Below are 21,448 nucleotides of genomic sequence, written 5' to 3' on the forward strand. Positions count from 1 at the left end.
TTGTTCGTTTGAGCGGCTAATCGAGTAACCATTCCCACCATGTCCATCGTCCAAGCAACCTCCGCCCAGCCGCGTCCCGGCGAAGAAGAGGAACTCCCCAGCCGCTATCTCGTCGGCATCGACCTGGGCACGACCAACTCGGCCGTGACCTTTCTCGATACGCAGACCGACGGCGCAACCATCGAGACCTTCGCGGTCCCGCAAGTGATTGCCCCTGGGCAGATCGAACCCCGCACCACGCTGCCGTCGTTTCACTATCAGGCGGCTCAAGGAGAGTTCACCCCAGATGCCCTGCGGTTGCCGTGGAGCAAATCGGAAGAGACCACCCTGGTCGGTACGTTTGCCCGCGACCATGGAACGAGCGTCCCAGGCCGGATGATTAACTCAGCCAAGAGCTGGCTTTCGCACTCTGGCGTCGACCGCACGGCGGCCCTGTTGCCGTGGCATGGCAGCGCCGATGTCGAGAAGCTTTCGCCCGTCGAAGTCAGTAGCCGCTACCTGCAGCACGTGCGATGCGCGTGGAACGATCGCTTTAAGTCAGAGCCGCTGGAGAAGCAAGATATCGTGCTGACCTTGCCGGCGTCGTTCGATGAAATCGCGCGAGAGCTGACCGTCGAAGCGGCCAAACAGGCAGGGCTCAATCGCGTGGTTCTCATCGAAGAACCTCAAGCCGCGTTCTACGACTGGCTGGCCAAGCACGCCGACAGCTGGCAGCAGCATGTTTCGCCGGGGCAAACGATCCTGGTGTGCGACATCGGCGGCGGGACCAGCGACTTCACGCTCATCCGGGCTCGGGCCGGCGAAGAGAACCTGGTGCAGTTTCATCGCGTGGCCGTGGGCGAACACCTGATCTTGGGTGGCGACAACCTCGACCTGGCCTTGGCCCATCATTTGGAACAAAAGCTTTCGCCCAACGACAAACTGCCTGCCGATCGGTGGTCGATCTTGGTGCGTCGCTGCCGTCAAATCAAAGAGACGTTCCTGGGCCCAGATCCGCCGAAGTCGCAGACGGTCAGCCTGCCGGCGCTGGGATCGAAGTTGATTGGGGGTGCTCTGCAGTGCGAGGTAACGCGCGAAGAAGTGCACCAGGTGCTGGCCGAAGGCTTTCTGCCGGAATGCCAACTGGCCGATGCCCCAGATACGCGGACATCCGGCTTTCAGGAATTTGGCTTGCCGTATGCCCCCGACGCAGCGATAACCCGTTGGCTGGCCCACTTTCTGCGAACGCATCAGGAAGTGATCGAAGAAGCCAGCCGACATGCAAGCGGAGCCGTTCGGCCTGACCTGGTTTTACTGAACGGTGGCTTCTTCGAGTCGCCAGTTTTGAAGCAGCGTCTGCTCGACGTGCTGACCCGCTGGTTCACGCAGGACGACGCCAACTGGCAGCCGGTGCTGTTAGAGAACCAGCACCTCGACCTGGCTGTCTCGCGCGGGGCGACCTACTACGGGCAAGTCCGCCGGGGCACCGGCGTGAAGATCACCGCGAACCTGGCCCGCACTTATTACATTGGGATCGGCAGTGGCGAAACGCTCGAAGCGATGTGCCTGCTGCCAGCAACGACCGAGCCAGGCCAAGAGATCGATCTCAACTTGACCTTTCAGCTGCGCGTGTCTGAGCCGGTCGAGTTTCCACTGTTTATTTCCAGCACGCGTTTGATCGACCAACCCGGTCAACTGGTGCCGATCGATCCCCAGCAAATCAAAGCCTTGCCGCCAATTCGTACGGTCCTCAGGGCACGACGCCGGGCGGCGGCAGAGACGATTCCGGTGCACCTGCACGCCAAGCTTACCGAGATCGGTACGATTGAACTATGGTGCGCCGAGGTCGACAGCGACCGCACCTGGCGGCTGCAGTTCGACATTCGTAGCGCCACGCAAACCGACGTCGCCGCGCACCAATCGGCGAAGGAAGCCGAGGGGATGCTCGATGAATCGTTATGGAACGACGCGGCGCAGCTTCTCAACGAAACGTTCGGCAAACAGGCATCGCGCAAGCCGCAACCGTTGATCAAAGACTTGGAAGCGGCCCTGGAAATGCGTCGCGACCAATGGCCCACATCGCTGTTGCGCCGCATGTGGGAACACCTGATGGACCTGGAGTCAGGCCGCAGCAAGAGCCCCACGCACGAGTCGCGTTGGCTGAACCTGACCGGCTTCTGTTTACGGCCTGGCTATGGGCTGGCGCTCGACGATTGGCGGGTTTCCGAGACGTGGAAACTGCTGCAAGGGAGGGTGCTGCACAACGACGACAACTGCCGTAATCAGTCGTTGATCTTGTGGCGACGGATTGCCGGGGGCCTCAATCGCGGGCAACAGTTGGCCATCGCCGAACCACTTCTGTTGGCCACGCGCGCAATGCACAAGCGAATGACCAGTGGCGGCGGAGGCAGCACAGCCGCCGCGACCTTCACCCCGCAGCAAGCAATCGAAGCTTGGCGTCTGCTGGGAAGCCTGGAGTTGCTCGGAGCCCAAGAGAAAACCGAGATCGGCCGCAAGCTGGTCGACCTGCTAGGCAAGAAGAAACTGGAACCGGCCCGCGGAGCGATGGCCTGGACGATTGGCCGTATGGGAACGCGCGTGCCGGTATACGGGCCGCTCAATACGCTGGTCCCCAAAGAGATCGCCGCGAAATGGATGCAGGCGATCACCACGCAAAAAACAACCAACCGGGCCGACCTGCTGGCCGTCATGCAGCTGGCCCGCCATACCAAGGACCGCTATCGCGACCTGCCAGAAGCTGCCCGAAACGAGGCCGCCGCCTGGTTAGAAAGCCAGCAAGCTTCCCAGCACTGGGTACGCATGGTGCGTGAAGGAGGTCAGCTGGATGAAGAAGAGCAATCGCAAATCTTCGGCGAGAGTTTGCCAACGGGGTTAACGTTGGTGCGTTAGCCATTGCCCGGTAGGGTGCGTGCAGCGCCAGCGCATCGCACCAATTAAGGTCCATCGTGTCGCAGTGCGTTTTGGCAATTCGTGGTGCGATGCGCTATCGCTGCTCGCACCCTACGGAATTAATCTTTGTCAGGGCGTTCCTGTTCGACCTGCTTGCGAAGGGCTTCGACGTCGATGGATTGCTCGATTTGATCGTATGGGATTTCTAGGATCGTTAGGTTTCAATGACTGTGATCATCGCAGTGCGAAACGCAGCATCCGCCTTTTCCGAGATGTCATTACCTTGAACAGGCAAGCTCACGTCTCTGAGCGATCGATCCACCGCGGGTTTTCGTGCGGGTGGGCGTCGATTAGTTGCTGTAGGACCTCGGACGGTTCGCTTGCCGTGAGCAACAGACTGCGGTTTTCGGGGGACATGAACTGCTGGTCGGCGGCTTGGTCGAGCATGGCCAGCAGGGGATCGAAGAAGCCTTCTACGTTTAGCAGGCCGCATGGTTTGGCGTGGAAGCCTAGCTGGGCCCAGGTGATGACCTCGAACAGTTCTTCGAGCGTGCCGTACCCGCCGGGCAGGGCCAGAAAGCCGTCGGACAGGTCCGACATTTTCGCTTTGCGCTGATGCATCGAGTCGACGATGATCAAGTCGGTCACGCCGTGGTGGGCCAATTCGCGTTCGACCAAGGCGCCCGGGATCACGCCGATCACCTCGCCACCGGCCGCGAGAACGGCGTCGGCCAGCGCGCCCATCATGCCGACTTTTCCGCCGCCGTAGATCAGCTGAATCTTACGCTCGGCCATCAAGCGGCCTAGCTGCTGAGCGACTTGAACATAGGCAGGCCGGCTTCCAGATGCCGACCCGCAAAAGACACACAAACTTTCCATCATCAATTCCGTTAGGATGGAATGACTATAGGAGCGTTACTTCGCCGACAAAGCGAAGTCGCCTCGCATGTCACGCCATACGCAGTGAATGTGATTGGCCGGGTTGCCCGAGACATCTGGTTGAGCATTGACGAATTCAATGAGAAACGATTCTCCTTGAATGCGATAGTAATGCGGAATGCCCCCTTTGAAACCACCAGCCCAGGCAAAGTGGATGCCGTCCCAACCTGCTTCTTCGATGCTGGCGTTGCGTTTGGCGGCAACGTCTTGCGGCATGGCCGAAACGTAAACGTCAATCAGTTTCTTCAATGTGGCTTGCTGGTCTTTTTTCAGATCGGTCCAGGCAATTCCTTCGGGCGCCGTTTGTGGCGGTTGTGGATCGGCGGCGTTGCGGATCTCGGCGGGGCACTTCTCAGCGATCACCGCTTTTTCGAGCTGCTGTTTGGTGAGCGAGTTCGCCAGGTCGAAGGCAATTTCTTCTTCGGCCTTCAGCACGGCCATGCCCTTGGGATAACCATCGAGCACTTGCTCTTTGACTTCGGCCGGGTTGGTGGCGAAGAACTGCGGCGTCGACGATAGAACCTGGTCTCCCTCGACAACGAAGTTGAGCGACAGGTGATGCCCCTCGAAGCTGAGGCCCCAGCGGCTTTCAGGCGTGGGCTCGCCGAAGATGGTCACGTAGTAACGCTCGGTATCGCGGATGGGGCCCTTCTTTTGAATGTGTTTGAGCAGGGCTTCGAGCGAAATGATCTGGGTTGTTTTTTTATAGCCAGCTTCGCTCAGGGCCGTTTGCAGCAGCGCGTGGGTCTTCTGGCGTTGATCTTCGGTCATGTGCTTCATCTCGAGACCTTTGCGTTGGTCTTTAGGAATGAAGTGCCAGTCGAGACGCTTCTCGCTATCGTACGGATAGAGCATCGCTTTCTTCTGTTCGGCATCGAGCGTATCGACCAGGGATCCGGCCGCCGACGTCATTTTGTCGCTGGTTCCGGCCAGGCGATAAAATGTGTAAGCGGAGGTCACAGTGGCCAATGCGAGCACTACAGAAGTTACGGCAAGCAGACTTTTTCGCACGGCAAGTCCTTTAGAAGGGGAGGGGAAGGGGGTAGGATAGCGGACAGGTCATCAAGCGAAACTATTGCTTCGCGGTAATATAAATTACCATGAGACATGGCAAATTGCATCCCGATTGACCGCCAAACCTGCCAAACTCGGGCCCCTACCTCACCGATTTCACCTGTGGAGACCACATCATGCTGAAGAATCTAGCGTTGAGCTGCCTTGTTTTGTTTCTCTCGTGTGCGTCCGTTTGGGCTGCCGAAGGCAAAAAGGCTCCGCTTTGGGAAGATGGTGCCCCCGGTGCGAAAGGGACCGAAGAGAAAGACATTCCGACGCTGACCACCTATTTGCCAGCTTCAGAAATCAATACCGGTTGTGCCGTCGTTGTGTTTCCTGGTGGTGGCTACGGCCATTTGGCCACCGGGCATGAAGGGATCGATATCGCCAACTTCTGGAATGACCTGGGCGTGGCCGCGTTTGTGCTGGAATACCGTCACAAGGGTCGTGGCTATCAGCACCCCATTCCGCTGCAAGACGCTCAGCGTGCCATCCGCACGGTGCGTGCCCGGGCCGAAGAATACGACGTCGATCCCAACCGCGTGGGCATCATGGGTTTCTCAGCCGGCGGTCACCTGGCTTCCTCGGCCGGTACCCACTTCGACGCAGGCAACCCCGACGCCCAGGACCCTGTCGACCGCGTTAGCTGCCGGCCAGACTTCATGATTCTGTGCTACCCGGTGATCGCATTCGACCAACCGTACACGCATCGCGGATCGCAAAACAACTTGTTGGGTAAAGACGCCGACAAAGAACTCGTTCAGTCGATGTCGAGCGAACAGCAAGTCACCTCTGATACGCCACCGACGTTCCTCTTTCACACCACCGAAGACACCGGCGTGCCTCCGAAGAACAGCGTGGTCTTCTACCTGGCGTTGGTCGAAAACAAGGTGCCAGCCGAGATGCACGTTTTCGAGAAAGGTCGCCACGGCGTCGGTCTGGCCAAGTCGATCCCCGGAACGGCCGAGTGGGGCAAGCTATGCCACCTGTGGTTGAAAAACCGCGGCATGCTCAGCGAGAAGAAGTAAGCCGACCGTTACCCAAGCGGAAAACTTGCGGGTAACTAGGTACAACCAGAAACATCGTCTTCGGCAGCTGACAATGGACTCTACATCCATTGTCAGCTGCCGAAACGTTTTTAGGCATCCACTTTTTGGCATCCACTTCGTAGGGTGTGAGCAGCGCCAGCGCATCGCACCATGAAGTGCCAACATGCGTCGCCAGAGGATTGAGACCGCATTTGGTGCGATTCGTTCCGCTGCTCAGCACACTACAGGTTGAACTCTATGAAAAGTAGATTTCGCACTTCCAGGGGAATCGATGAGTAACTACCGACGAGTTGCGATAGGGAGGACCGTCTTCTTTACCGTGAACACGGAAAATCGACGTCCCCTTCTAACAACTTTGTTGGGACGACAAAGCCTACGAGTTGCCATCGAGAAAACGCGTGTTGAGCTCCCTTTTTCCGTGATTGCGTTCGTATTGCTCCCAGATCACTTACACACGATCTGGGAATTGCCGAAAGGGAGCGAAGACTTCTCTAAGCGGTGGCAAAAAATCAAAGCGACCTTCAGTAAACACTGGAAACAGAAGGGGGGAAAGATTTTCCCAGTCAATCAAAGCCGTGAATCACGCGGGGAAACGGGCATCTGGCAACGTCGTTTCTATGAACATACCTGCCGAGATGAAGATGACTTAAAACGCTGCGTGGACTACATCCATATCAATCCAGTTAAGCATCAATTAGTCACCCAAGCCGCTCAGTGGCCTTGGTCGAGCTTTCATCGATTTGTCCGTTTGGGCGAATACGATCTCAAGTGGGGCAATTCCCAATTTTGGCGGGGGGATGAATTTCGCGATTTTGATTGAGATCGAAAAGTGAAAACTCCGTCTCCGAAATTAGAACCACCGTTTCGTAGGGTGCGAGCAGCGCCAGCGCATCGCACCATGAAGTGCCTACACGCGTCGCAATAGGATTGAGACCGCATTTGGTGCGATTCGTTCCGCTTCGCGTCACTGCTCTCACCCTACGGAATTGCCTACGGAATCCTCTACGAGATCTGGCGTGGGACTGGTTAAATCTTGCCGAAATTAGAACCGCCGTTTCGTAGGGTGCGAGCAGCGCCAGCGCATCGCACCATGAAGTGCCAACACGCGCCGCAATAAGATTGAGACCGCATTTGGTGCGATTCGTTCCGCTTCGCGTCACTGCTCTCACCCTACGGAATTGCTTACGGAATCCTTTACGGGATCTGGCGTGGGACTGGTTAAATCTTGCCTTTGGCGTCGGGCAACCGCAGCGAATTGCCTGGGGCGGGGCTGCATGCTTGTTATAACCGTTACCAGGTGAAACATTTCCCCCCAGAATTGCCGTGATCTATTCTACAAGTCACCCATCTGACGACGGGTAAAGCAGTAAGCTTTGGTAGGTAAAAGAATCCAACAATCGCTTACCTTTCGGGGCACACTTGGTCATGATTGTCAGCCACTCGTTTTTAACACGAGGACTAGAAACGCTGGTCACCTATAATCCGATCAGCGTTCATGAAGACGTCACGCTCGACGAACTTCTTGAGCGGCTCTACAGCACCGGCTTTCATCATTGGCCGGTTGTCGATGACCAGCAACACATCATCGGGATGATCTCTGACCAAGATATTGTCAGGGCAGCTACCGAACGTCATATCGCGAATGCCCCTCAGGACGAGTGTCGCAAGAATTACAAAGTACGTGTCAGCAACTTTATGAAGCGACACGTTCAAATGATCGATGACTCGGCAAGCCCTCTGGATGCTTTAAGCCGGATCATCGAACAAGGTATCCACTGCTTGCCGGTTACCAAAGCAGGTGCGTTGTGGGGGATGGTGACAACGACCGACTTCATCCGCGAATTGGCCTACAGCTCGCATGTGGTTCGCGATGTTGCTATTCAAGAGGTCTACGACGCCGATCCTGAACTCGTTGAAATAGACACGCCAATCGAAGAAGTCCGCAAGCTGTTTATCGCAGGAGGCCTGTCGTACGTTCTGGTCATCCAAGGCGATTGCCCGCTCGGGGTGATCACGGCCCGCGACCTCCGGCGTCACTGCTGTCGTCAAATGGCACGCACGCTCTTCGACGGTAAGCTCGGCGAAACGTGCACCGCGATTGACTTGCTGAAAACAACCAGTTGCCTACAACGAACGAGCGACCTGGGATCTGCCGCCACTACGATGTACGAACAACAGATCAATGCGGTGATGGTTTGCCCTCGTGGAGAAGAGTACTTTGGCGTGATCACCGAAGAACAGATTCTAAATCGCGTTTGTAACGTGGAACTGGCTGCCGCCCACAAAGAGACCGTCGGCACCTCGTACTAACGTCCCAAGAGCGTTAACCGTTCGACTTCCAATGGAAAGTCGTAGTAGGTGCGAATGCTAGAGGTCTTAGAAGAAAGAACACGCACCCGGGCCGAGTTGCCGGTGGCCGGGCGGTTATTTCGGCGTGTTTCCAACGAAAGACGCTTCTCTCCACGCTCTAGATCTTGCTTCCGATCGATGTGCTGTTTGATCTCGGCTTCGAATCGCTGTTGCGTCTGCAAGCGACGTGTTCGCAGGACATCGCGACTGGAAACCAGTCGACGCCCTTCGGCCTGGACCAAGGCCAGGTCTCGTTCGTAATCGTTGACTAGACGTTCGAGCCGAAAGATCTCGCGATCAAGACGATCCTTGCGTGCCGGGTCATTTGTCCGGCGGCGTTCTTCGTTTAAGCGAAAGACATCGTCAATCAAGATTGCCAGCTCTCGCCGAATGACGCTTTGCTGGGCTTCGAGCTGAGAAATGGAAACGTTGAGCGGGGCTTCCAGCTGAGCAAAACGCTGTTCTTCCTGAGTCCACTCACTACGTAGCTTGTCAATCTGATCGGAGGCCTGTTGCTGATCGACTTCAATCTGCTTGCGGCGAATCTCTAATTGCTGCTGGTTGTTTTGCTTTTCCATCTGCTCCTTTTGCTTGGCGTCGTCCTTAGCGTCTTGCTGTTCGGTTGTCGAAGAAGTGAACAAGGTCGTCACGTCTTGATAGTTGTTGTCGAATTCGGTCTGACGTTTACCAATCAAGGCCGGCTGAATGGCTTGGCGTGCCCGCTTTACAAACAGCGGCGTAATATCACCGGAACGCGGACCTTCGTAAAAACCGATCAAGCGGCCTAGTGCCCGAATGGTATCGACGACATCTTCTTCGTCCTGGCCGGTCAGTTCGCTGGTGGGAAGCTCGGGGGCCAAGCGTTGATGGATGCGCAGCAAGGCAGCCTCGAACTTTTCTTGCAGGGTATTCACCCAGATGAGTGCTCGCCAACTACGAAAGTGCTTTTTATCGACGTCGATCGCAGCTTGAAAGGAGGCGGCCGCATCGTCGTACTGATGGTGTCGTAAAAGCGCCAGGCCGGCGGCATACAGGGCATCGGCATCCTGAAGTTGACGTGCAGCCAGGGAACCTTGGCGGACCTTCTGCATCCCATCAGGACCGATTTGCCAACCGTCGCGCAGTAGTTCGTCGATCACGGCTTGCGAGTCCGCAGCCACCACAGGACCAGCCGACCACGCCAGACTGCCAAGCAACACGATGGCAGCCGAGAACATTACAAACGATACTTCACGGGGAGATTGCCCCATACCATGACTCCCGAGGCGTCCCACCGACACGATAAGACAGCGATAAGCTTTATTCAAAAGAGACTTATCGTATCGTAGGAACATCCGGGGAAAATGACAAGAAACTTTTCGCTTTAGGCAACACTGGCCGGATCGAACAACAGCGGAAAGAACGGGCCTTCCATCTTTTGGCCGACCGCGATGGGTGGCACGCCGGTAAGCAGTTCTTCGTTCTTGTCGCTGACCACGCCATCGCGAAACGCATTGATCACCGTCGCGCGTCGTGGTCGGTCGACTCGGTTTTCAAACGAGCCATGCACCATTAATGGATGATGAAAAGTTGCTTCGCCTGCTTTCAGTTCGGCACCCACCGGATGCTGGAACTGCTCCCACTGTTGGTCGTCGAGCACGTCGCGGATGGCTTCCATGTTGCCGGCCAGGCCTGTGATTGGCAACAAGTCCCACTTGTGACTGCCAGGGATATACTGCACGCAGCCGTTCTCGTTGGTGGCATCGTCGAGACCGATCCAGCACGTCAAATGATTGATCGGCTTGGTGCGTGTCCAGTACGAGTAATCTTGATGCCAGGCCACCACCCCGCCATGCTTGGCAGGCTTGCAGAACAGTTGGTCGTGCCAGAAACGGACCGGACCGCCTAGCAGTTGGCTGGCCGCCATCACAAAACCAGGTGCCCACAACACATCGTGAAATGCCGGCCGAAGTCGCCAGGCACCCAACGCATGAAAGAGCACCGTTTCAGGCGTGGTCGATTCGTTGGTGTGGTACTCGTACCACAGCTCACGCCCTTGGTGATCGGCTTCGAAGAATTCGGCTAACTCACTGCGAAGCACTTCGATCTGCTTGGCATCCAAGATCTTCACGCCGGCCAGGTAGCCTTGCTCGTTAAAGAAATCGAGTTGCTCTTGTGTTAAACGGTATTGCTCCCAGCCATCGGCATCGGTGGGCCAGGCAAACAAATCAGTGGCGAGTTCGTGTAGTTCAGACCAATCGCGGGCCATAGTTCAGCACTTCCGAAGAAGGTTTATCGAGAAGAAATAGCGAGGTTGGTCTGTTTATCGCAAGCAATGGCCCGGAAATCAAGTCATCGCGGCTTTAATGCTGGTGGTCATGTTCATCGTGGTTGTGACCATGATCGTGTTGATCGTGATCGTGCGAATGCCCGGCGTGGCTTCCACTGGGGTGCAGGTCGTTGAAATGGATGTGCAGCTTGGGTCGCGCCTTGACCAGTTTCGACATCCCGTCGTCGGTCAACTGGGTGCCGTCGGCATAGAACGATTCGAGCTGCTGCATGCCGGCAATCGCGTCGACGGCGGAATCGGTGACCGGGCTATTAATCAGATGCAGATAAAGAATCGTAGGGCTATCACCAATCTTGGCGATGCCTTGGTCGGTTATATTTGGCGAACCCACGCGCAGTAGTTCCAACGCGGGCAGGGCAGCAATCTTCGCGATCCCTTCGTCGGTCAACTGGCTGGCCGGCAAGTTGACGATCTTCAGCGTTGGTATCGACGCGATAATCGCGGCTTCTTCATCGGTCACTGGGGTTTGGTCCAGGCGAAGCTCACGCAGATCGGTTGCCTCGCTAAGGTGTTGCAACTGCTGAAGCGGTACGACCGAATCCTTGACCTGAATGCTATCGGTCGCCGCCGACGAGACATCCAGCAGTTGAAGCTCGAACGAAGGTTCAGCACGCTGCTCGGCCTGGCTGGGTGGTTTGGCAAAACAGCCGGTCAGGGAGGCGACGAAAATGAAAAACAGGAAACGCGACATTCGATCTTCTCGATAGCAAAGGAATCCGGCAGGTCAGCCGCAGCGCGGACAACGCAAACGATAACGCGTCAGTCCACCGCCGCGGGAGGTGCTTGATATCATAACCTCTCCGCACTTCCGACAGAAATCGGGCTGCGTGTCGTCTTCGCCATCATCATCTTTCTGCTGACAAGCGACGCAGATCTTGGTATCTGGGAAGATCTCGAGCCGCTCGGGCGGTATCGTCTTGCGGCAATCCTGGCAAACGCGTCCGTCTCCCCAGTCTTCCTCTTCATCGCGGGGAAGATCAATTCGCAGGCCGACGCGTCCGCATTCGTCGCAGGTCAGCTTATGGCTGCTGCGCTCAAACAGTTCTTCGACGATTGCCTGGTCGGGGTTTTCTTCCCGCCGCAGCATACCGACTTGATTCAACAGTCGAAATTTATCGGCCGTACCGACGAGTCGGTGCCAATGACAATCGGGACAGCTAATTTCTTTCAGCATGCGTTTTCCGAGCAAAAATTGAGGCCGGCACGCCAACCTATCGTTTTTCAAAATGGGGCCAGTTAGAATAGGAGACCACGTCAGCGGCCGATACCTATCTGGTATTGTTGCAAAAATCCCCCACCCCGAAGAGGACATCTGATGTCGATGCGTAGTTTTCTTGCCTTGGTTTGTTGCCTCGCTGTGGCCTCGATTGCTTGCGGCCAAGAGTTCAAAAGTGGTATCGAGTGGCCCGAACCGAAAGTGGTTACCCCCGGCGATAAGCCAGCGGACCCTCCGTCAGACGCGATCGTGCTGATCGGTACCGAAGATCTTTCGGCCTGGAATGGTGGCGAAAAATGGAAGTTTGAAGACGGCGTCGCGACGGCAGCCAAAGGGCAAATCAAGACCAAGCAGAAGTTCGGTGACATTCAATTGCACATGGAATGGGCTTCCCCGGATGAAGTCAAAGGGAGTGGTCAAGGACGTGGCAACAGCGGTGTCTTTTTGATGGATACCTACGAGATCCAAATTCTCGATTCGTACGACAACACGACGTACTTCGATGGTCAGGCCGGTGCCGTGTACAAACAGTCGCCACCGATGGTTAACGCAATGAAGAAGCCCGGCCAATGGAACACGTACGACATCATCTTCACCAAGCCGGTCCGCAACGAAAAGGCCGATGTGATCGCTCCGGCCCGGATCACCGTGATCCATAACGGGGTGCTTTTGCAAAACAGCTACCCGATTCGCGGCAGTACCCATTGGCACAAGGCTCCGGAATACGACCGTCACAAAGACGCGGAAAGTATCAGTCTGCAGTTTCACGGCAACCCAGTAAGGTTCCGCAACATGTGGGTCCGCGAAATTCAGCCGATCGAGCCAACCTTCGTGCCGGAAGACTCTGAAATGGTCCGTTACCGGGCCGACTGGTCGACCGAGCCAATCACTGCGACGCCACCTCAAGAGAGTGAATCCGACAAGGAAGAAGCGGGTAAGAAAGAAGCCGACCAGAAGAAGGCTCCTAAAAAGGAAGAGGCCAAAGCGGAAAAGGCGAAGCCTAAGAAGGAAAAGATGAAGGAAGAAGCCAAGCCGCAGCCAAAGGCCGAAGAGCCTAAGCAAGACGCGAAGAAGAGCGACAAGCCCGAGTAAGCTCAGGCTATTAGCCTCTTGCAGACGACATATTACCGAGGGTGGCCGACGGGTCACCCTCGGTTCGTTTCTTGGTCCCTCTGGGGAATAAGGATGGGTGCTTGGCGATTAGATTCCGCTCTTGCATTAGCCGCTTGTCGGTGATGCCCCCCCAAGGTTCTTGGGAAGATCAAACGAGCCACACGTACTAAGCCGCCGGATAACGTCTCGTTTACGCCCTCCCAATCGGCTCAGCTATCACACGCTGCCCCCCTGGCCGGGGCGGTTTTCTGGCGAAACGCATGCGGTAACCCTAGTTCTCACCCGCATTTACATAACTATTACATAGCTGCGACACGCCATTTACCCTCGGCGAGACGATTCCTCTTACAATTCTTCTCAATCCGCGATACTTCTGCGTATGTCAGAAATCGCCAATTGGACCTCTCCCCCTCAATGGATCGAAATTAAGGACATCTCAATGTCGATCGTCACCGAAAACGAAAAGACTTCGCTGCTCGGTGAGAGCAATCTCACCAAAGAGCGACCTAGTAAAAATAAGAAGGCGGATACTAGCCGACCGCGTCAGTCGAAGCCTTACAGCCAGCGTTTCCGCAATGGTAGTGCCTGGCCCATTATTGCATGGATCGGTTTGATTCACGTCGGGGCACTCGCGGCTCCGTTCTGCTTCACCTGGAGCGGACTGATCACCGCCGTCGTGCTGTTTTATCTGACCGGCTGCGTTGGAATCACGATGGGCTTCCACCGCTACTTTACCCATGCTGGCTTCAAGACCATTAAGCCCGTTCGTTGGACGTTGGCTTTCATCGGTCAGCTTGCCGGCGAAGGCTCGGCGATCGACTGGGTCGCCACGCACCGCAAGCATCACGCCCATAGCGATGGCGAAGACGACCCGCATTCGCCGCAAGATGGTGGCGTGTGGGCTCATATCATCTGGCTCTTCCCGCATCACACCGGACCAGAAAAAGACGAACTGCACATGCGTTGGGCACCTGACCTGCGTAAAGACAAGTTCATCTGGTTTTTGCACAACACGTTCATCCTCTGGCACTTGGTGCTGGGCGCCGGCCTGCTGGGCTTGGGTTATTACCTGGGCGGCTGGTACACCGGTATCTCGATGGTCGTGTGGGGCATGTTCCTACGATTGACCGTGCTGCTGCACGTGACTTGGTTTGTGAACTCGGCCACGCACATCTGGGGCTACCGCAACTACGAAACCACCGACAAAAGCACCAACCTCTGGTGGGTCGGACTGTTGGCCTTCGGCGAAGGCTGGCACAACAACCATCACGCTTACCCACGCATGGCCGTTCACGGTCACAAGTGGTGGGAATTCGACCTGACCTGGAACGTCATCCGCGTCATGCGAATGTGCGGCCTGGTCTGGAACGTGGTCGACTACAAGCAAAAGACCAAAGACGGCGCGATCAAGGTTTAATCGCCTGCTCGGCAAGTTCAAAGAATGAAACAGAAAAGGCCATGCAAACCGCATGGCCTTTTTTCATTTTCCATCGACGAAATCTACGCTTCCGATTCGTCAGTCTCAGGCTTCTTTTCGGCTTCCTCGTTGGTGACTTCCCCGTTGGGAATAAACTGATAGCCGGCGTCGCGAATGGTGATGAAGTGCTTAGGCTTCGATTTGTTTTTCTCGAACATCTTTCGCAGCCGGGCAATGAACTGGTCGGGGGCCCTGGTCGAGACATTGGCGGGCATTTCCCACACTTCCCGCAGTAGCTCTCCCTTGGGAATGATACGATCGGGGTGGGTGACGAAGTAATGCAGCAGTTTCGACTCGAGCTGCGTCAACCGAATCGGCTTGCCGTCGACGAAGGCCTGAAACGTATCGAAGTCGATCTCGACTTCGCCGAAGCTGTACTGATGGACCAGTTCTTGTTCCGCGTCTTTCTGAGGTTGTCGACGACGACGCAAAGACAACAGGTTCTTCACGCGGCTGAGAAATTCGTCGAGGTCGAACGGTTTCATCATGTACTGATCGGCCCCCACATCGAAGCCCCGGGTACGATCTTCCGAGAGGGTACGGGCACTCAAGATAAGGATCGGCATGTCTTCGCCGTTACTTCGCAGCGTTTCACAAACGGCATATCCGCTCATGCCTGGCAGCATCAGATCGAGAATCACGAGATCGACTCGGCCCGGGTTTTCTTCGGCGATACGCAAAGCCATGCGGCCATCTTCCGCGACCGAGACCTGGTATCCTTCCGCTTCCAAGTTAAAGCGAATCCCCATGGCCAGGTGGTCTTCATCTTCCACCACTAAGATGTGCGTGTCGGCATTCGGTTTCATCGTCATGACAATTAGGATGCGGTTAGGGCGTTAAGGAATACTTCGATCAAGAGGGGTTCAAGCCGGGGCAGGTTCAGGCTTGTGGGCTTCTTCCAAGGTCTTTGCCCCCGGCAAGGTGACCACAAACAGGGTCCCGCTTCCCTTCGGCGGATCCTTGACCCGCACGTCCCCCTTCATACGGCGGACGAGCGTTCGCACCAGGTACAGCCCCAGCCCGGTGCCAGGCTTCTCGCGCTGTAGTTCTAACCCGAGCCGTACAAAACGACCGAATATCTTGCGCCGCTGCGAGAAAGGTATCCCAGGCCCGTTGTCGGTCACTTCAATGACGGCTTCGTCGTTGTATTTTACGCGCAGTTGTACCTTTACTTCGGGATCTTTGCCTGAATATTTTACCGCGTTATCGATTAAGTTTCGGAAGATAATCTCGATATCGCCATGTAGTCCGCGAACGATGCAGGGAACCGTTTTCAGCTTGATCGTCTCTGGCGGCAAGCGATACAAAAGGGCCACCGATTGGGCACATCCGGCCAATACCTTATCGAGACGGACATCTCCTTCTTCGGCCTCTTCTCGCCGGCGATCAAACCGGCCTGCTTCCAAAAGGTGATTGATCAAATGATCGAGCCGCTCGACGTCTTCCAGCATGGTCTCGTAAAACGCGCCCACTTTGTCAGGCGGAATCGATCTACGGTTGAGCGTTTGCAGGTACAGCTTAAGAGAAGCAATCGGGCTTTTCAGTTCGTGCGTGACGCTATCGATGAAGTTGGCCTGCCGTTGGCTCAAGTTGATCGCTTTAATCGAAAGGACCATATAGAAGATCACCCCCGCCAAAACCACGGCCAGAAAGGTCGCCCCGATCGGTAGAAACGTCCAATAAAGGGGAGCCGCCTGTTCGTTTTCAGTCGCCCCCCACACCGTGATCATCACCCAGCCAATGATCAGTGCGATCAACAGCACGATCATGATTACGGCGATCGTAATGGGCAAACGCAGGGTGCGGCGACTAGACATAGACCATCAGGTATAACGAAAGCTCGGGCACAAAAGTGATGTGCCGCTATTATAACGAGAAACGGACGCAATCCGAGGTCATCACGGCTTGCCCCTTTTGCCGCCGCAGGGGAAGCGGGACGACGCTCACCTTATCATAGCCCCAGTGGTCGATCGAGAATCAGAGAGCTCCTTTTCATGCGTCGTTTTTCCGTCAGCTTCCAAGCTGACTGGCTTGTTTCACCGAGCTAAAACAAGCGTGGGGCCGACGTTCGATCGTTCTCGATGCTCTTAAATGGCTACCAGTAGATGCCAGGCGACGCCTTGTTCGGCTGCCCGGGCGAGGACCTGGTTCCAGATGTCTAGCTCGCCCAGCACTTGCTTCGTGTTGGGCAATGTGGCCGGATGGGAACGCAGGTGTTCTTGTAGCGCTGAAACCGTATGCAAACCTTGCAGCGGCGCGAACCAGGTTTCTTTTTCGAGCTTGACGTCCGAAAGATCAATCCCATTGATCTCGGCCAACGCATCGGTCACCGCCGGTGATTGGCTTTTGAAATCGGTCAGCGAGACAACCCCCAGCTTCCGTGCCAGTCGCCCGAGAAAGATCTCGGACTTGGCGATTTCCTTGCCGGGCACATCTTCCGGGACGTCCGTCACTTTGTGATGCAAAACGATTAAAAATTCCGGCATAGCGTAGATGCCTTGTCGATTGCCTAAATGAGTTTACTTTGCCTGCTCCTGAAGAGAATTAGACAGTCTCATCAAATTTTCGACAATCTTTGTGCTCGCTTTTTCTTCCACAAAATTGGTGCCCAACCACGTCTCGTAGCCCCCAAAGCGATGCTGCTCTGGCGTCGGCAAGTAACCGAACGAACCGTTGGCCAACTCGATCGTGAACGCTTCGGCAAACGGACTACGATCTTTGATCTCTAAACCGGTCTCGGTGAATGTCTCGAATGGGATCGCTGAAATGCCCAATTCGCCGATCTTAATGACCTGTATGGGGACCTCTACCACCTCGGGAGCATCTTTTATTTTTTCAATACGGCTGGCGTAAATCTGTTCGCGACGGTGGCCGGACGCATCGTCCTTCAAGCGAGCTTCGACTTCTTCAAAGTGCTTGATCATTTCCGGCGTTGGCTGGCGTGTTTGCAGCGGAAGCTTCATCGCGGCGGCTCCTAGTGGAACCCAATCTTGGAAGGTAATTTTTTCGTGTGCTGCGGCCACTTTGCTGGCCACTTTTTCGGCGACTTCCTGCATCTTCTCGTACCGGGCATAACGCTTGGGGCTCTTTTGCGTGAAGTCGATGTTATTCACATCGCCACTGGTCCCGTTGGAGAGAATGCCCACAAACGCCGGTTGCTGATCGGTCGCGTTTAGCTTGTCTTCGATCTTCTTGGCGAAGTAACCAAAGTAGTCGGCCGAAACGTCTCCACCACGAACGCCGCCGACGTAATGCAACGAATAATTGGCCAGCAAGGCAATCGGTCGTCCGTCTTGGCTTTGGACGGAAAGAAAGCAGATCTCGGGGTCCACCGGGCCGGCTGGTCGGTCGAGCGCACTGCTGCCGCGAGGAGGATTCATCCGCACGCGATCGACACCGCCAAATGGATTGGTCAACTGCGCCGCGTCGTTCATAAACCAGCGACGATTGAAGACTTCGCTCGGCTCTTGGGCGGCTCCCCAACCAATCTGGGCTGGCTCCAGGTTGTTGATCGCCCGCTGCACGCCGTCGGCGATGCGCTGGACCAGAAACGCTCGATACCCGGTGAGTTTATTCTGTTTGATGATCTTCGACTCGCCACGCACAGTGGTCGCCGAGTGCGTATGCGTGGCGGCCATCAACTGATGCGAAGCGGGGATTCCGGTTGCCTCTTCGACCAGCTGCTTGGCTTTGTCGAAGACGTCTTCAGGAATGCCTACGTTGTCGCAAAGGACAATTGCCAACCGCGTTGTCCCGTCGTCGAGTACCAGACAGCGTGCATGTAGTTCGTCGTGAATATGTCGAGCTGGAATGGGCTGCCAGTTTCCGACAATCATTTCCCCGAGCGGCGGCGTGATGTTACTGGTCGCCGCGCCGGCGAGTAATTGCTTCTCAGCGGCATTTGCGGAAGGGGCCCAGGCGGCAACAGCCACCAACAAGCAGAGCAGTACGTTGGAGAAATAGCGAGACATGGCAGTTTCCATTTCGCGGAGTTAAGGCGAGCAATCTAAGGCAGGTTCTCACAATGTACCAACATAGAACGTGATATCAATTTCATTTTTAAGGTCGCACGCACAAAATCAGCGATCTTGTTTTTGTTCCCACAACTGCGCAAACCAATCGAGCGACTCAAGCTCGCTGCGTAGCGGCGTGCGGATGAACTGCGGGGCGCGAAAGATGTACTCGACTGACTTCCATTGCCCATCGGCGCACAAGGATTCGATATGCCTGATGGCCGACGCTTGGGAAAAGGCTTCCTTCAAGTCGCTCAGCTCGCTGAAGTTGGTCGGCAAGCCGGTCCAGATGACGGCGTCGAAGTCGGTTAGATCGGCCCAGGCGGCAATCGTCGGCGGGACGGAGGCCTGCGATAGCCCAGGCGGATGGGCATGCGGCAGGTAGATGCCGACCTCTTTTTCGGAGGCATTTTCACGGATTTGCAGATCTTGGATTGCCTCGGCCGGGCTCTCGCGGTGGCTGATGGTGTAGGCCACGCGGCAATTGGCTCCTAGCTCTTCTTGCAGAACCAGGGTGAGGGCCCGTTTGCGGCTGACGGAAATGCGAGTGAACTCCAAACGCAGCATGGGCCCATCGAAATACCAGGGACCGTGATGCTGATCAAACTCGGGCCGATCGTCCCACAGCAGGGACCCCCAGCCGATGATGGCCGTTTTCATCTGTTTCCAAGTAGAAAGTCGACTTCTTGTTTTCATCTCTTAGATATAACGGATGAAACAGAGGAAGTCGACGGTGCCCGCTCGTAACCTGGGTCAACAAGCCTAGAGCTTGTCTGCCATCTCCTGGGCCATGGTTTTGACCCGAGCAGTGTCTTTTTCGGCAACCAGTTTTTGGAAATCAGCCATCAGTTCGGCGGCTTTCTCGGGCATGGCTTCTCGCATCCCGTCGATTTCCTGATAGAGTTGCGATTTCATCGCTTTCAGGTTGCCGGTCGAGCCAATTTGCTGAAGTGTCTCCTTCGCATCTGGGGCAGGGGGAACGACCCTGACGGGTGATTCTCCTGAGACGCCGCAGCCTGAGAACACAAGAACAACCAGCACAAACCAATGGTAGTGAACACGCAGAGTCATGGACTTTTCCTAGTCGCAAATGGGAAATTCATCAATGGAATAATGGCTAACGAATGAAGTGCTATGGGTTTTGCACAACCTCTCCACCATTTCGACTTCCCATTGCGTGATATGCGCTCGAATCGATCGTTTCCGTAATAAAGCGAACCGACCCGTCTGCCAACGTAAAGTTGACTCCGCCCGGATGACGGCTGCGGGCCACATAAATTCCCTTTGAGCTGCCATGGTTGCCGGTGTTGGTCGAGGTCATGCAGCTGGGATATTTCCAGTTGGGCGTCGCCATGGTGTTGAACATGGCGTATTCCAAGGTGCCGCGTGTCCAACGCAAAGCGGCATAGCTGCTGTGATTCGACTTGTTGTTCTCGCAGGCGACCCCAGCGGCATCCAGCGATGCCTGGGTGATGGGACCTTGCGAAGTCGATTCATTGGCCGACCATGAGAGCCCGCGAACCACGTCCGATTCGACTCGATAGAACGAATCATCCCCGTCCCCAGTAAGGTGCTCGCCGACGAGGATCGTATTGGTGGTTCCGTCGGTAATCCCAGCGAAGTTGACTTCTTTGTACCTGCAGAAAACACCGTTCTGCCGCGCTTCGTCAACGTCCCAGCCCAGATTCGATCCTACGGAGAATGGATAATTGCAGTTACCTTGGCGAGACGAATCAGGAAAGCTCGAATCAGAAGGACAGACGAAACCGGAAATCCGATTGTTTTGAACGAGCGATTCCGCGTTACTGGCATTGTGATAGAAGTTTTGCGTGGCCGTCTTTACTTGTTCGTAAACAGCAGACTGCTCGATGAACGGCAAAATTTTGACGTGAGGACTGGCCGAGTAACTGGAAGAAGCACCTGAGACCACGCCAAGCTGGTTATACCGCGGAAAGGTTAAGAAGGTGTCGTGGTAGTTGTGGAGGGCGAGTCCTAGCTGTTTCTGATTGTTGGTACACGACATCCGGCGAGCCGCTTCGCGTGCCATTTGCACGGCCGGCAGTAACAGGGCGATCAGCACGCCGATGATGGCGATCACCACCAAGAGTTCGACAAGGGTAAAACCAGAAGGACGTTTCAAACGTCGCATAGCAGTCTCCATCACAGATGTAGGAAGGGGAGGGGGTGAATGCGTGGGAATATATGAGAGTGTCAAGCGAAGTAATACAAACAATATGCCAAACGGATATTTCTTGATCACAATGAGGATCCCTTAAGCCGGGTTGGGACTGCCCTGTAAAGCAGCAATGTGGTTTTCTCTACCACAGAGCCAATAGCAGTCAGGTAGATCGTGATATCACGGCAAAAAACAGAAATCTCAGGAAGATTGATCTCTCTTACAAGCGTGCGGCGTAACAGGGGCCATTTATTGGCCACCACCCTAATTATTAGTGCATGGCTGCGAGATATTTAGGCATGCCTTACCGCTCGTTCTGTGCACAGCAGACCGACCACTCGGTGGGTGTCTCCTGAGAAGCAGGATCAATAGAAATGGGATGCAGCGTGAGCGACGGCCTATCGCCCGAGAGGATCGCTTGGCTCTGGGCGGTTGTCCCATTGGTTTCCGCGTGTTGGCTACTCTTTGCCGGGTTTATCTTTGCCTGACTTGCTGAAGGCCAGATATCCGCCGATGGCAATCATAGCGACCGAGACCCCCAAACTGCCAGCGGCTTTCGAGATATCGTGGGAATCGTTCAAGTCGTATTCAGTAAAGACTAACTTGAGGCCAGACATGGCCATCAATCCACCCAAGATAACGAGAATGTATCCGAGGACTTTCATCAATCGCATCCCACGAGGTTGATAAGCAATTAAAAAAGACGGGCTACCGCTAGGGTAGCCCGCCTTCGTAGTCCTTTACAAGACACAATCCTTAAGTTGTTAGCCCCTCACCTTAAGTCTGGCTCCCTCAGGGAAGAGGAGGCCCAGAAAGGTGAAGCGCTGCTCGCGGGGAATCGGCCA

General features: G+C 55.5%; 20 protein-coding genes. 6 read left to right on the forward strand and 14 right to left on the reverse strand.

The window, feature by feature from the left end; genetic code table 11:
• Nucleotides 1-39: 39 nt before the first annotated feature.
• Nucleotides 40-2,889 carry a hsp70 family protein gene (locus HOV93_RS24250; protein WP_207399147.1) on the forward strand — a complete coding sequence of 950 codons (2,850 nt, stop codon included), beginning with the start codon at nucleotides 40-42 and terminating at the stop codon, nucleotides 2,887-2,889.
• A 297-nt stretch (nucleotides 2,890-3,186) separates the two neighbouring features.
• Here the strand turns inward: HOV93_RS24250 and HOV93_RS24255 are convergent, their stop codons facing one another.
• Both HOV93_RS24255 and HOV93_RS24260 read right to left on the reverse strand, forming a co-directional pair.
• Complete coding sequence (locus tag HOV93_RS24255; RefSeq protein WP_207399148.1) at nucleotides 3,187-3,771, reverse strand: LOG family protein; 585 nt, start codon at nucleotides 3,769-3,771, stop codon at nucleotides 3,187-3,189.
• A 33-nt stretch (nucleotides 3,772-3,804) separates the two neighbouring features.
• Nucleotides 3,805-4,839 carry a DUF3500 domain-containing protein gene (locus HOV93_RS24260; RefSeq protein ID WP_315853468.1) on the reverse strand — a complete coding sequence of 345 codons (1,035 nt, stop codon included), beginning with the start codon at nucleotides 4,837-4,839 and terminating at the stop codon, nucleotides 3,805-3,807.
• Nucleotides 4,840-5,018: 179 nt separating this feature from the next.
• On the opposite strand from HOV93_RS24260, the gene HOV93_RS24265 reads away from it, so the two are divergent.
• From HOV93_RS24265 to HOV93_RS24275, 3 genes are all read left to right on the forward strand, one after another.
• Nucleotides 5,019-5,909, forward strand: a complete 891-nt coding sequence (locus HOV93_RS24265; RefSeq protein WP_207399149.1) for an alpha/beta hydrolase — start codon at nucleotides 5,019-5,021, stop codon at nucleotides 5,907-5,909.
• A 292-nt stretch (nucleotides 5,910-6,201) separates the two neighbouring features.
• Nucleotides 6,202-6,750, forward strand: coding sequence for an REP-associated tyrosine transposase (locus tag HOV93_RS24270; protein WP_207399150.1), 549 nt, complete (start codon nucleotides 6,202-6,204; stop codon nucleotides 6,748-6,750).
• A gap of 605 nt (nucleotides 6,751-7,355) precedes the next feature.
• Entirely contained in the window at nucleotides 7,356-8,240 is an 885-nt protein-coding gene (locus HOV93_RS24275) for a CBS domain-containing protein (RefSeq protein WP_207399151.1), read from the forward strand.
• Here HOV93_RS24275 and HOV93_RS24280 read toward each other — a convergent pair.
• The 4 genes from HOV93_RS24280 to HOV93_RS24295 form a co-directional block, all read right to left on the reverse strand.
• The gene (locus tag HOV93_RS24280; RefSeq protein ID WP_207399152.1) at nucleotides 8,237-9,529 is read right to left on the reverse strand and encodes a hypothetical protein; all 1,293 of its coding nucleotides are present in this window, start codon (nucleotides 9,527-9,529) and stop codon (nucleotides 8,237-8,239) included. The genes HOV93_RS24275 and HOV93_RS24280 overlap by 4 nt on opposite strands.
• A gap of 113 nt (nucleotides 9,530-9,642) precedes the next feature.
• On the reverse strand, nucleotides 9,643-10,527 hold the full coding sequence (locus HOV93_RS24285; protein ID WP_207399153.1) for a phytanoyl-CoA dioxygenase family protein: 885 nt from the start codon (nucleotides 10,525-10,527) through the stop codon (nucleotides 9,643-9,645).
• Nucleotides 10,528-10,621: 94 nt separating this feature from the next.
• Nucleotides 10,622-11,299, reverse strand: a complete 678-nt coding sequence (locus HOV93_RS24290; RefSeq protein WP_207399154.1) for a hypothetical protein — start codon at nucleotides 11,297-11,299, stop codon at nucleotides 10,622-10,624.
• A gap of 33 nt (nucleotides 11,300-11,332) precedes the next feature.
• Complete coding sequence (locus HOV93_RS24295; protein ID WP_207399155.1) at nucleotides 11,333-11,782, reverse strand: TraR/DksA C4-type zinc finger protein; 450 nt, start codon at nucleotides 11,780-11,782, stop codon at nucleotides 11,333-11,335.
• A 141-nt stretch (nucleotides 11,783-11,923) separates the two neighbouring features.
• Between HOV93_RS24295 and HOV93_RS24300 the strand changes: the two genes are divergently transcribed.
• Complete coding sequence (locus HOV93_RS24300; RefSeq protein ID WP_235990962.1) at nucleotides 11,924-12,916, forward strand: 3-keto-disaccharide hydrolase; 993 nt, start codon at nucleotides 11,924-11,926, stop codon at nucleotides 12,914-12,916.
• 460 nt (nucleotides 12,917-13,376) lie between these two features.
• The gene (locus HOV93_RS24305) at nucleotides 13,377-14,354 is read left to right on the forward strand and encodes an acyl-CoA desaturase (protein ID WP_207399156.1); all 978 of its coding nucleotides are present in this window, start codon (nucleotides 13,377-13,379) and stop codon (nucleotides 14,352-14,354) included.
• 83 nt (nucleotides 14,355-14,437) lie between these two features.
• On the opposite strand, the gene HOV93_RS24310 is transcribed toward HOV93_RS24305, so the two are convergent.
• The 8 genes from HOV93_RS24310 to HOV93_RS24345 form a co-directional block, all read right to left on the reverse strand.
• Entirely contained in the window at nucleotides 14,438-15,226 is a 789-nt protein-coding gene (locus HOV93_RS24310; RefSeq protein ID WP_235990963.1) for a response regulator transcription factor, read from the reverse strand.
• A 51-nt stretch (nucleotides 15,227-15,277) separates the two neighbouring features.
• Nucleotides 15,278-16,231 carry a sensor histidine kinase gene (locus HOV93_RS24315; protein WP_235990965.1) on the reverse strand — a complete coding sequence of 318 codons (954 nt, stop codon included), beginning with the start codon at nucleotides 16,229-16,231 and terminating at the stop codon, nucleotides 15,278-15,280.
• Between the two features lie 270 nt (nucleotides 16,232-16,501).
• Complete coding sequence (locus HOV93_RS24320; protein WP_207399157.1) at nucleotides 16,502-16,900, reverse strand: hypothetical protein; 399 nt, start codon at nucleotides 16,898-16,900, stop codon at nucleotides 16,502-16,504.
• Between the two features lie 33 nt (nucleotides 16,901-16,933).
• Entirely contained in the window at nucleotides 16,934-18,385 is a 1,452-nt protein-coding gene (locus HOV93_RS24325; protein ID WP_207399158.1) for a neutral/alkaline non-lysosomal ceramidase N-terminal domain-containing protein, read from the reverse strand.
• Nucleotides 18,386-18,493: 108 nt separating this feature from the next.
• Nucleotides 18,494-19,087, reverse strand: a complete 594-nt coding sequence (locus tag HOV93_RS24330) for a hypothetical protein (protein ID WP_207399159.1) — start codon at nucleotides 19,085-19,087, stop codon at nucleotides 18,494-18,496.
• A gap of 102 nt (nucleotides 19,088-19,189) precedes the next feature.
• On the reverse strand, nucleotides 19,190-19,498 hold the full coding sequence (locus HOV93_RS24335) for a hypothetical protein (RefSeq protein WP_207399160.1): 309 nt from the start codon (nucleotides 19,496-19,498) through the stop codon (nucleotides 19,190-19,192).
• A gap of 61 nt (nucleotides 19,499-19,559) precedes the next feature.
• On the reverse strand, nucleotides 19,560-20,576 hold the full coding sequence (locus HOV93_RS24340) for a DUF1559 family PulG-like putative transporter (RefSeq protein WP_207399161.1): 1,017 nt from the start codon (nucleotides 20,574-20,576) through the stop codon (nucleotides 19,560-19,562).
• Nucleotides 20,577-21,061: 485 nt separating this feature from the next.
• Entirely contained in the window at nucleotides 21,062-21,268 is a 207-nt protein-coding gene (locus HOV93_RS24345; RefSeq protein ID WP_207399162.1) for a hypothetical protein, read from the reverse strand.
• Nucleotides 21,269-21,448 lie beyond the last annotated feature (180 nt).

The organism is Bremerella alba (genome assembly GCF_013618625.1).
In the GTDB taxonomy this organism is placed as follows: Bacteria; Planctomycetota; Planctomycetia; order Pirellulales; family Pirellulaceae; genus Bremerella; species Bremerella alba.

Coding starts and splice junctions, on each gene's coding strand:
- HOV93_RS24305 (WP_207399156.1), top strand. CDS start 13,377: ATGTCGATCGTCACCGAAAACGAAAAGACTTCGCTGCTCGGTGAGAGC.
- HOV93_RS24250 (WP_207399147.1), top strand. CDS start 40: ATGTCCATCGTCCAAGCAACCTCCGCCCAGCCGCGTCCCGGCGAAGAA.
- HOV93_RS24340 (WP_207399161.1), bottom strand. CDS start 20,576: ATGCGACGTTTGAAACGTCCTTCTGGTTTTACCCTTGTCGAACTCTTG.
- HOV93_RS24330 (WP_207399159.1), bottom strand. CDS start 19,087: ATGAAAACGGCCATCATCGGCTGGGGGTCCCTGCTGTGGGACGATCGG.
- HOV93_RS24300 (WP_235990962.1), top strand. CDS start 11,924: ATGTCGATGCGTAGTTTTCTTGCCTTGGTTTGTTGCCTCGCTGTGGCC.
- HOV93_RS24345 (WP_207399162.1), bottom strand. CDS start 21,268: ATGAAAGTCCTCGGATACATTCTCGTTATCTTGGGTGGATTGATGGCC.
- HOV93_RS24310 (WP_235990963.1), bottom strand. CDS start 15,226: ATGACGATGAAACCGAATGCCGACACGCACATCTTAGTGGTGGAAGAT.
- HOV93_RS24280 (WP_207399152.1), bottom strand. CDS start 9,529: ATGGGGCAATCTCCCCGTGAAGTATCGTTTGTAATGTTCTCGGCTGCC.
- HOV93_RS24315 (WP_235990965.1), bottom strand. CDS start 16,231: ATGTCTAGTCGCCGCACCCTGCGTTTGCCCATTACGATCGCCGTAATC.
- HOV93_RS24275 (WP_207399151.1), top strand. CDS start 7,356: ATGATTGTCAGCCACTCGTTTTTAACACGAGGACTAGAAACGCTGGTC.
- HOV93_RS24290 (WP_207399154.1), bottom strand. CDS start 11,299: ATGTCGCGTTTCCTGTTTTTCATTTTCGTCGCCTCCCTGACCGGCTGT.
- HOV93_RS24325 (WP_207399158.1), bottom strand. CDS start 18,385: ATGTCTCGCTATTTCTCCAACGTACTGCTCTGCTTGTTGGTGGCTGTT.
- HOV93_RS24320 (WP_207399157.1), bottom strand. CDS start 16,900: ATGCCGGAATTTTTAATCGTTTTGCATCACAAAGTGACGGACGTCCCG.
- HOV93_RS24255 (WP_207399148.1), bottom strand. CDS start 3,771: ATGATGGAAAGTTTGTGTGTCTTTTGCGGGTCGGCATCTGGAAGCCGG.
- HOV93_RS24335 (WP_207399160.1), bottom strand. CDS start 19,498: ATGACTCTGCGTGTTCACTACCATTGGTTTGTGCTGGTTGTTCTTGTG.
- HOV93_RS24295 (WP_207399155.1), bottom strand. CDS start 11,782: ATGCTGAAAGAAATTAGCTGTCCCGATTGTCATTGGCACCGACTCGTC.
- HOV93_RS24270 (WP_207399150.1), top strand. CDS start 6,202: ATGAGTAACTACCGACGAGTTGCGATAGGGAGGACCGTCTTCTTTACC.
- HOV93_RS24285 (WP_207399153.1), bottom strand. CDS start 10,527: ATGGCCCGCGATTGGTCTGAACTACACGAACTCGCCACTGATTTGTTT.
- HOV93_RS24265 (WP_207399149.1), top strand. CDS start 5,019: ATGCTGAAGAATCTAGCGTTGAGCTGCCTTGTTTTGTTTCTCTCGTGT.